10 protein-coding genes are annotated in these 8,027 nt (G+C 75.8%); 4 read left to right on the forward strand and 6 right to left on the reverse strand.

The annotated features are described in order from the left end of the window. Positions 1 to 34: 34 nt before the first annotated feature. The 5 genes from ABT014_RS13780 to ABT014_RS13800 form a co-directional block, all read right to left on the reverse strand. Positions 35 to 550: a MepB family protein gene (locus tag ABT014_RS13780; protein ID WP_350638912.1), complete on the reverse strand. Its 516-nt coding sequence runs from the start codon at positions 548 to 550 to the stop codon at positions 35 to 37. Beyond that, entirely contained in the window at positions 547 to 2,127 is a 1,581-nt protein-coding gene (locus ABT014_RS13785; protein ID WP_350638913.1) for a sigma-70 family RNA polymerase sigma factor, read from the reverse strand. Before ABT014_RS13785 ends, ABT014_RS13780 begins: the two co-directional genes overlap by 4 nt. A gap of 244 nt (positions 2,128 to 2,371) precedes the next feature. Continuing rightward, entirely contained in the window at positions 2,372 to 2,650 is a 279-nt protein-coding gene (locus tag ABT014_RS13790; protein WP_350638914.1) for a hypothetical protein, read from the reverse strand. Between the two features lie 76 nt (positions 2,651 to 2,726). Next, entirely contained in the window at positions 2,727 to 2,963 is a 237-nt protein-coding gene (locus ABT014_RS13795) for a hypothetical protein (protein WP_350638915.1), read from the reverse strand. A gap of 136 nt (positions 2,964 to 3,099) precedes the next feature. Continuing rightward, a complete protein-coding gene (locus tag ABT014_RS13800; protein ID WP_350638916.1) occupies positions 3,100 to 3,924 on the reverse strand; it encodes a YhjD/YihY/BrkB family envelope integrity protein in 825 nt (274 codons plus the stop codon). 255 nt (positions 3,925 to 4,179) lie between these two features. Here ABT014_RS13800 and ABT014_RS13805 point away from each other — a divergent pair, with 255 nt between their 5' ends. Then, complete coding sequence (locus ABT014_RS13805) at positions 4,180 to 4,626, forward strand: SRPBCC family protein (protein WP_350638917.1); 447 nt, start codon at positions 4,180 to 4,182, stop codon at positions 4,624 to 4,626. 67 nt (positions 4,627 to 4,693) lie between these two features. Here ABT014_RS13805 and ABT014_RS13810 read toward each other — a convergent pair whose 3' ends face one another. Further along, complete coding sequence (locus tag ABT014_RS13810) at positions 4,694 to 4,942, reverse strand: hypothetical protein (protein ID WP_350638918.1); 249 nt, start codon at positions 4,940 to 4,942, stop codon at positions 4,694 to 4,696. Positions 4,943 to 5,077: 135 nt separating this feature from the next. Here ABT014_RS13810 and ABT014_RS13815 point away from each other — a divergent pair, with 135 nt between their 5' ends. From ABT014_RS13815 to ABT014_RS13825, 3 genes are all read left to right on the forward strand, one after another. Further along, positions 5,078 to 5,311, forward strand: coding sequence for a hypothetical protein (locus tag ABT014_RS13815; RefSeq protein ID WP_350638919.1), 234 nt, complete (start codon positions 5,078 to 5,080; stop codon positions 5,309 to 5,311). Between the two features lie 227 nt (positions 5,312 to 5,538). Continuing rightward, positions 5,539 to 6,168: an HAD family acid phosphatase gene (locus ABT014_RS13820; protein ID WP_350638920.1), complete on the forward strand. Its 630-nt coding sequence runs from the start codon at positions 5,539 to 5,541 to the stop codon at positions 6,166 to 6,168. Positions 6,169 to 6,399: 231 nt separating this feature from the next. Beyond that, positions 6,400 to 7,794: a pyridoxal-phosphate dependent enzyme gene (locus tag ABT014_RS13825; RefSeq protein WP_350638921.1), complete on the forward strand. Its 1,395-nt coding sequence runs from the start codon at positions 6,400 to 6,402 to the stop codon at positions 7,792 to 7,794. Positions 7,795 to 8,027 lie beyond the last annotated feature (233 nt).

Genomic DNA, 8,027 nt, shown 5'->3' on the forward strand with positions numbered 1-8,027 from the left:
CCGGTACCGCGAACAGCCGGCCGGTCCGCCGGGATCAGCGGTGCGGCGGGCGGTACAGCTCCCGGGCCAGGTCGAGGTCGACCGGCCCGTCGCCGGCCAGTGGGAGGAAGTACGGCTGCTGCCAGCGCTGGGTGGTCCGGGCCTGCCCGGAGGAGGTCGCGACCCACGGCGGGTACACCCGCAGCGCGCGCTTGCCGCCCACCCCGTCCCGCGCCAGCACCCCGCGCCCGGCGAGCACTCCGGCCGGCAGGACGAACTGCCCCCGGTCCTGCCCGTCCCGGACCGCGACGACGAACAGGTCGACCGGGTCGGCCAGGTCGAACGGCCGGATCGGGCCGCCGGGGAAGCGCTGCCACACCGTGACGAACAGGCCCGCCTTGACCGGTGTCACCTTGGCCGTCCGGAAGACCACGGCCCGCCCCTCCAGCGTGAACCGGTACGCCGCGTACTCGGCGCTCTCGGCCTCGGCGACCGGGGGCGAGCAGACCAGCCCGGCCGGCCGGTACACCTGGGCCAGGGCGGCCGCCAGCTCTGCGGGCAGCTCCGTCACCGGGGCGCCCCGAGGTCGAGCGTCCAGACCGGGCCCGCCGCGCCGGTGGCCGTCGCCAGGCCGGCCGCGACGAACCGGCACTCCAGCAGGTTGTCCTGGTGCACGGCCCCGTCCATCCAGTCGTCCACCAGCTCGGCGGGCGTCTTGCGGCCCTGGTCGAGGTTCTCGCCCCAGCGGCTCCACTGGTAGCCGGCCGCGGTCAGCCGGTCGGCGGGCTGGTCGCCGCCGGGCCCCGCGTGGTCGAAGTAGCCGCGCGCGGCCATGTCGTCCGAGTGCCGCTGGGCGGCGGCGTGCACCCGGGCGTCCACCTTGAGCGGCCCGCAGCCGTGCTGCGCCCGCTTGGCGTTGACCAGGTCGAGGAACTGCAGCTCGGTGCTGCGCTGGCTCGGGCTCGGGCTGGCCGAAGGGGTGGGCGTCGGGCTCGGGCTCGCCGAGGGGGACGGGGACGGGCTGGCCGACGGGCTCGGCGAAGGGGACGGCGAGGGGGAGGGCGACGGCTCGGGGGTCGGGGCGACGGCGCTGGTCGCGACCGCCGGCACCGCGGGCGCCGGATCGGCCGCCCGGGGCCCGCCGTCCTGGTGGTCGGGGAGCGCGAAGATCGCCACCGACACGGCCAGCGCGGCCGCGCCGGCCACGGCGACCGGGCGGGGCACCCGGGGCAGCCGGGGGCCCGGAACGGCCGGGCCGGCCGGCCCCGTGCCCGCGCCGGCGCCCGAGCCCGCACCGGACCCCGCGTGCAGGGCGCCGGTGCCCGATCCGGCCGCCGGCGCCGACCAGGCGCTGTGCGCGTAGGCGGGCCACAGGTCGTGCGCGGGCATCACCATGCCGAGGCCGGCCAGCAGCCCCTCGGCCGGCATCAGGCCGCGCTGGTGGCCGGAGCAGATCGCGCAGGCCCGGGTGTGCCGGGCTATGCGCTTGCGCCACAGCGCGCCCGGGTGGCCGTCCCAGGGGGCGACCAGCGCCGTCAGCTCGGCGCAGCGCGGATCGGCCGCCAGCGCCCGGACCACCACCCGTCCCAGTTCGAGCTGCTCCTTCATCCGCTGCACCCGGACCGCCGCGTGCTGGCGCGACAGGTCCAGGGAGGTGGCCAGCTCCTCCCGGGAGAGTTCGCCCGCGGTCTCCAGCCACCACAGCGACAGCAGGTCCCGGTCGCCGTCGTCCAGCCAGCGGGTGGCCTCGGCGACCTCCTTGCGCTGCCCGGAGAGCCCGAGGCGCAGGATGGTCAGGCCGACGAAGTCCGACCCGGGATCGGCCACCTCCCGGTCGCCCTCCAGGCCTTCGAGCGGCGCGGCCTGGGTGCTCTGCCGGGCCGTCCAGCGGCGCCGGACCTCGTTCATCGCGACGGCGATCAGCCAGGACCGGAAGGACTCCGGGTCGCGCAGGCCACCGAGGCTGCTGACCACCCGGACCATGGTCTCCTGGACCACGTCGTCCACCTCGCCGTGCCCGTTCATGGCCCGGCCGACGACGTTGTACAGCAGCGGCAGGCAGGCGCCGACCAGTCTGTCCCGCGCGTCCTGGTCACCCGCCTGCGCGGCGACGACCACCGCCGCCCCGACCTCACCGTCCACGTACATCCGCTGTCCTCACTCGTCCGCCCCTGGAGCCCCCGTGTACCGGAGACCCGCGGGAGCGGGCCGGATCACAGAAATACGCGGCGGTTTCGACGCGGTCCTGACACCGCGTCGCTCCAGCTGGACCACGAGGGTAGCGCCGGCGTCGCCGCAGGTCACGGCGGGCCTCCCGGCTTCCCGGCGGGACGGCGGCGCAGGCGGTCCGGGGCCGGGACCGTGCGGGTGCCGACCACCGGCCGCGGCGGCGTCAGTACTCCTGGACCTCCACCAGCTCGGCGAGCACGGCCTCGGGCCGCCGGACCAGCGTGACCTTGGTCCACATCTCGCGCAGCGCGGCGAGCACGGCCCGGGCCTCGTCCGCGGTCTCGAACTCCAGGTCGATCATGACCACCCCCGGGTCGTCCGCCGGCCGCAGCACGCGGTGGCGGCGCACGCCGCAGGCGGTCCGGTCGAGCGGTTCGCTGTCGAAGGCGGCCTTCCACGCGGGGTAGTCGGGCGTCGCGTGCTGGATGCGCAGAACGTGCACGGCGGGCTCCTCCCGGTCGTCCGTCGTTCCGGTGCAGCACCGGGGCCCGGCGGCCTCCACCCGGGCCGTGGCCGCTTCAGGGGCCGCAGGTGTCGAGCCAGCGCAGCAGCGCCGCCCGCTCGCCCGGGGTGGTGCGGTTCTCGGCCGGTCCGGCCAGCCAGGCGCGCACCCGCTGCACCGTGGCGGGGTCGAGGTCCAGGTAGAGCCGCCAGTGCGCCCGCTCGTGGCAGTCCGGGTCGGAGGGCTGCTCGCAATGGTGGCAGTGGGTGAAGAAGGCGTCGATCAGGCGGTGCGCGGTGGCCTCGTCGGTCATCGGGTGGGCTCCAGGTCTGGTGGGACTGCTCGGGAGCCGTACGCCCCGACCGTTCCAGGCTGCGCGAGCGCGGGCCCGCCCGCAGGAGCCCGACGGCCCCCGTCCGCGGGACCAACGGCCCGGCGGCGGCGTCCGCTCAGCCCGCGGGCCGCCGCGCCCGGTACGCCGTCCACCCGGCATGACCGGCCAGCGCCCCGGCGAAGACGGTGAACCCGACGCCGATCAGCCAGGACAGCACCACCAGCACCGTGCCGATCGCCCCGTACGAGAGCGCGCTCGACACGATGAGCGGCGAGAACACCAGGCTGGAGAAGACCCGCAGCCCCACCAGCGCCCCGACCGTCGCGAGGGACCCCGGCAGCAGCGCCCGCCAGGGCACCCGGCCGCCCAGCAGGAACCACTGGATCCACCAGAAGAACACCACCCCGCCGCCCACGGTGACCGCCAGCCGCAGGGCCGGCTGCCCGTCCGTGCCGTCCAGCGGGACGCCGCTCCAGGCCGCGGCCAGCAGGTAGCCCACCAGCCCGGCCAGCCCGACCGCCTGCCGCCAGACCGCGTGCCAGGCCGCCGCGCCGAGCCCCCAGATCCGCTCGTACCCGGTCTGCAGGCAGGACATGAAGGAGACCCCGAACACCGCTCCGGCCGCCAGGCTCAGCGCGGTGGCGGTGCTCAGCACCCGGCGCGGCGAGGAGAACAGGTCCTGGACCGCGGCGGCCGAACGCCCGGACAGCCCGAGACCGTCGATCACCCAGCCGGCGAACCCCGTCCCGTGCACCGGCGAGGCCGCCGCCACCACGATCAGCAGCGGGACCAGCGTCACCAGGCCGAGTGCGGCGAAGCCCATCGCCCTGCGCATCAGCTCGACCTCGCGGCCGCGTTGCCAGAGCAGCCGCAGCGCCAGCCGCACCCGTGGTCCGCCCGGCGGCCGGGCGGGCCGCAGCTCGGTCGGGGTGTCCGCCACCGCCTGCTCACCGCCTCCCGCTCCACGCGGCCCGCCGGCCCGATCGGTACGACGGGCCGGGGCGGGCCCGTCCTCGCCGCCGCCGTCCAGTCTCGCGCCCGTCGGCCGTCCTGGGGCCCGCGGCGCGCCTGCCCGGCGCGCGCAGGTTCATTCACCCCGGGGGCGTAGGGGCGCGTGCCCTGCCGCCGATCCCGGCCGCGGTCTGCGAGGATCTCCGCACATCCAGGCGGCACACGAGTGGTCCGAGGAGAGCGCATGGCGGGTCAGTTCGAGGCGACGGTCGAGATCGACCGCCCGATCGAGGAGGTGTTCGCCTTCCTCGCGGACGGCGAGAACGATCCCAAGTTCAGCCCCAGGGTGCTGCAGATCTCCAAGGTGCCGGCCGGCCCGACCGGGGTCGGCACGGTGTTCTCCAGCACCACCAAGGACGCCGGCATGAAGAGCCGCCGGGACAACAAGATCACCGAACTGGTGGCGCCGACCCGGATCCGCTGGACCGAGATCTCGCAGAACCCGGTCACCTCGAGCGAGGGCGGCTACGACCTGGAGGCGCTGCCGAACGGCCACACCCGGCTGCGGTTCTTCAACGGGCTCGAGGGGCACGGCATCGGCAAGCTGGTGGCCGGCTTCGCGCTGAGCGCCGCCCGCAAGGACGCGGACGGCTTCGTCGGCCGGATCAAGGCGGCCGTCGAGGCCTCCTGACCGGAGGAGCACCGTGTGTCGACCGGCCGGCGGAGTACCGCGTGCCCGGCCGGCCGGCCGGTGCGGCTCAGTGGCCGAGGACCTCCTCCACCGAGAGCCACCCCGCCTCGCTGCGCCCGCCCTCGACCCAGTGCCGGTGGGCGGCCGCCGCGAGGGCGCCGGCCCGGGCCGCGCGCTCCGCCGCCGTGCCGGCGGCCGCCAGCTGATCGGCGGTCAGCACCCTGAGGACGTAGGCGTCGACGCTCAACCCCGCTTCGGCGGCCCTCGCGCGGACCGCTTCCTCCAGCTGCTGCGGCAGCTCCACAACGGTGGCCATGGCCACACGATAGCCCCTGCGTCCCGGCCCGGGCACCGTGATCCCGCAACGCCCGACCGCCGGTGACGCGCCGGCACCGACGGCTCACCCCGGTGCCCCGGGCGGCGCGGGCGGCCCGGGGTGCGACACTGGGGCATGATCGTCGAACGCAGCCCGCTCGGGCTGCCCTTCTCCGAGCCCGCCGCCGGTGCCTGCGCCCCGGCCGCCGGGCCGCGCCCCCGGCCCGCCGGGCTGGCCCTCTTCCAGCAGCCCGAACCGGACCTCCCGGAACCGCGGGCCGCCCACCAGGTCGACGGAGGCTTCGCCCTGAGCTTCTCCGCGCCCGACGCGCCCGAGGGTTCCGACGCGCCCGACGTGATCGACCTCTGACATCGGGGAGCCGGCGGCGGTGACGGGCCGGGCGCGGTGACGGGCCGGGGGCGGTGACGGGCCAGGGCGGAGATCGGGCCGCGCGGCAGCAACTCCGCCCCCGGCCCGTCCGGCTGACGGTGTGAACAACACCGGTGCGGATCGGCAAAGAATCTTGGTCCAATGGCTACCCACGGGTAACCCGGGTGCCCCATCCTGCTCCAGACCCCGATTGAAGGAGCACGGACATGGCAGTACTCGGTCGTCGGCGCCGCACCCTCGCAGCGGCCGCCGCGGTGGGAGTGACGCTCACCCTCGCGGCCGGCGCCCCCGCCGTCGCCGCCGCCCCGCAGGCCGCGCCCCAGGTGGCGCCGTCGCTCGGCAAGCCCAATGTGCCGTACGCGACCTGGCTCAAGGACGTCCAAGCCGTCGCCGACCAGGCGGACGCCTACCTCAAGGGCAGAGTCCCGGCCGCGGGCGAGCAGCCGGCGATCGTCCTGGACATCGACAACACCTCGCTGGAGACGGACTACACGCCCGGCCTGCCGACCCCGGCGGTCCGGGCCGTCCTCGCGGTCGCCCGGTCGGCGAGCGCGCGCGGCGTGAAGGTCTTCTTCGTCACCGCGCGCCCGGGCTTCATCGACTGGATCACCCGGTGCAACCTGACCACCGTGGGGTACCCGGTCGACGGGCTCTACGGCCGCTCGTTCCTGGACCTCTTCCAGGAGACCTCCGTCTTCAAGACCGCCAAGCGCGCGGAGATCGAGCGCAACGGCTACACGATCGTGGCCAACATCGGCAACAACACCACCGACCTGGTCGGCGGCCACGCCGAGCGCACCTTCAAGCTGCCCGACTACGGCGGCCAGCTCTCCTGACCCCGGCCCCGGCCCCCGGCGCCGCCGCGCGCCCGGGGGCCGCTGTCCGACCCGGCGTCAGAACCGCACCGCGGCACGTCCGTTCGCCCGCCGACCACCCCCGAGTGGCGACTTGCGTCCGGCGCCCGGCCTGCGGGAGGCTGCCCGACGGGACGGACGGCGAGGCACAGGGGGGCCGGCCCGCACCGCAGGGCCTGGCAACTCCCCTGGAGGTACGGGGAGGAGACCGCCGTGACGGTTTTCGAATCGGTCCAGGACGCGATCGGCGGCACCCCGCTGTTCCGCCTCACCCGGCTGGGCGCGGGCATCGCCGCGCCGGTGTACGCGAAGGCCGAGTTCCTCAGCATCGGCGGCAGCGTCAAGGACCGCGCCGCGCTCTCGATGGTGCTGGCGGCCGAGCAGGACGGCTCGCTGCGCCCCGGCGGGACGATCATCGAGGCCACCTCCGGCAACACCGGCATCGGGCTGGCCCTGGTCGGACGGCTGCGCGGCTACCGGGTGATCGTCGGGGTGTCCGACCGTTCGTCCGTGGAGAAGTCCGACATCCTGCGGGCCTACGGCGCCGAGGTGGTGGTGGCCCCGGCGGCGCTGCCCAAGCAGCACCCGGACCACCTCTTCAACGTGGTACGGAGGCTGGCCGCCGAGATCCCCGGCGCCTGGCTCGCCAACCAGTACGACAATCCCGCCAACCCTGACGCCCACGTCCGGACCACCGGCCCGGAGATCTGGGAGCAGACCGCGGGCCGGATCACGCACTTCGTGGCCGGGGTCGGCACCGGCGGCACCATCAGCGGCACCGGCGGCTACCTGAAGAAGGTCTCCGGCGGCGCCGTCACCGTGGTCGGCGCCGATCCCGAGGCCTCGGAGTACGGCGGTGGCGACGGCAGCCCCTACTTCGTCGAGAGCATCGGCCACTTCGTCCACCCCGAGACGGTCGAGGACGTCTGGCCGCAGTCCTTCCACCCCGAGGTGGTGGACCGGTTCGAGCGGATCTCCGACCGGGAGTCGCTGCTCACCGCCCGCAGCCTGGCCCGGGAGGAGGGGCTGCTGGCCGGGCCGTCCTCCGGGACCGCCGTCGCGGCGGCGCTGCGGGTGGCCCGCACGCTCGGGCCCGACGACCTAGTGGTGGTGCTGCTCCCCGACTCCGGCCGCTCCTACCTCTCCAAGCTCTACAGCGACGACTGGCTGCGGGAGTGGGGCTTCCTGGAGGAGCCGGGCGGGGAGCCGACCGTGCGCGAGCTGCTCGGCCGGCCGGACGGCGCCGACCTGGTCACCGTCGCCGCGGGCAGCACGCTCGGCGCCGCGCTGACCGTGCTGAGTGGGGTGCCGGGCGGGGTGGCCCCGGTGGTGACGCCGCGCCCGGAACGGCCGTTCGGGCTGAGCGGGACGGACGTGGTCGGCTCGCTCGCCGCCGCCGAGGTGGAGGCGGCGCTCGCCGAGGGCCGGGCCCGCCCCACCGACCCGATCACCGCCCTGCGCGGCCGCCCGCTGCCGACCGTCGGCGTCGGCCAGCCGCTCTCGGCCGCCCGCGCGCTGTTCGAGGCGGGCCATCCGGCCGCCGTGGTGCTGCTGGACGGCCGGGTGGCCGGTCTGATCCGGCACGCACAGCTGCCGGACGGCCGCTGAGGGTGGCCGGTGTGACCCGGGTCATTCGTGGGGGTGGTGGGGGTGGGGTCGGTGGGTGCCGGGTGTCGGGGTGGGTTCACGCTGTGTCGACAATGTGGGCGGGCTCACCCGGTACGTTCGGTGACCGCGGCCACATCCGGCGCCCGGGGTCGGTGCTCGCCCGCTCAACCACGGGGCCCCGTTCCCTCCGGTACTGCCGGTAACGGGCGGTTGAGCTGGGAGTTCGCCGGATT

The sequence above is a fragment of the Kitasatospora sp. NPDC094015 genome (genome assembly GCF_040304075.1).
In the GTDB taxonomy this organism is placed as follows: Bacteria; Actinomycetota; Actinomycetes; order Streptomycetales; family Streptomycetaceae; genus Kitasatospora.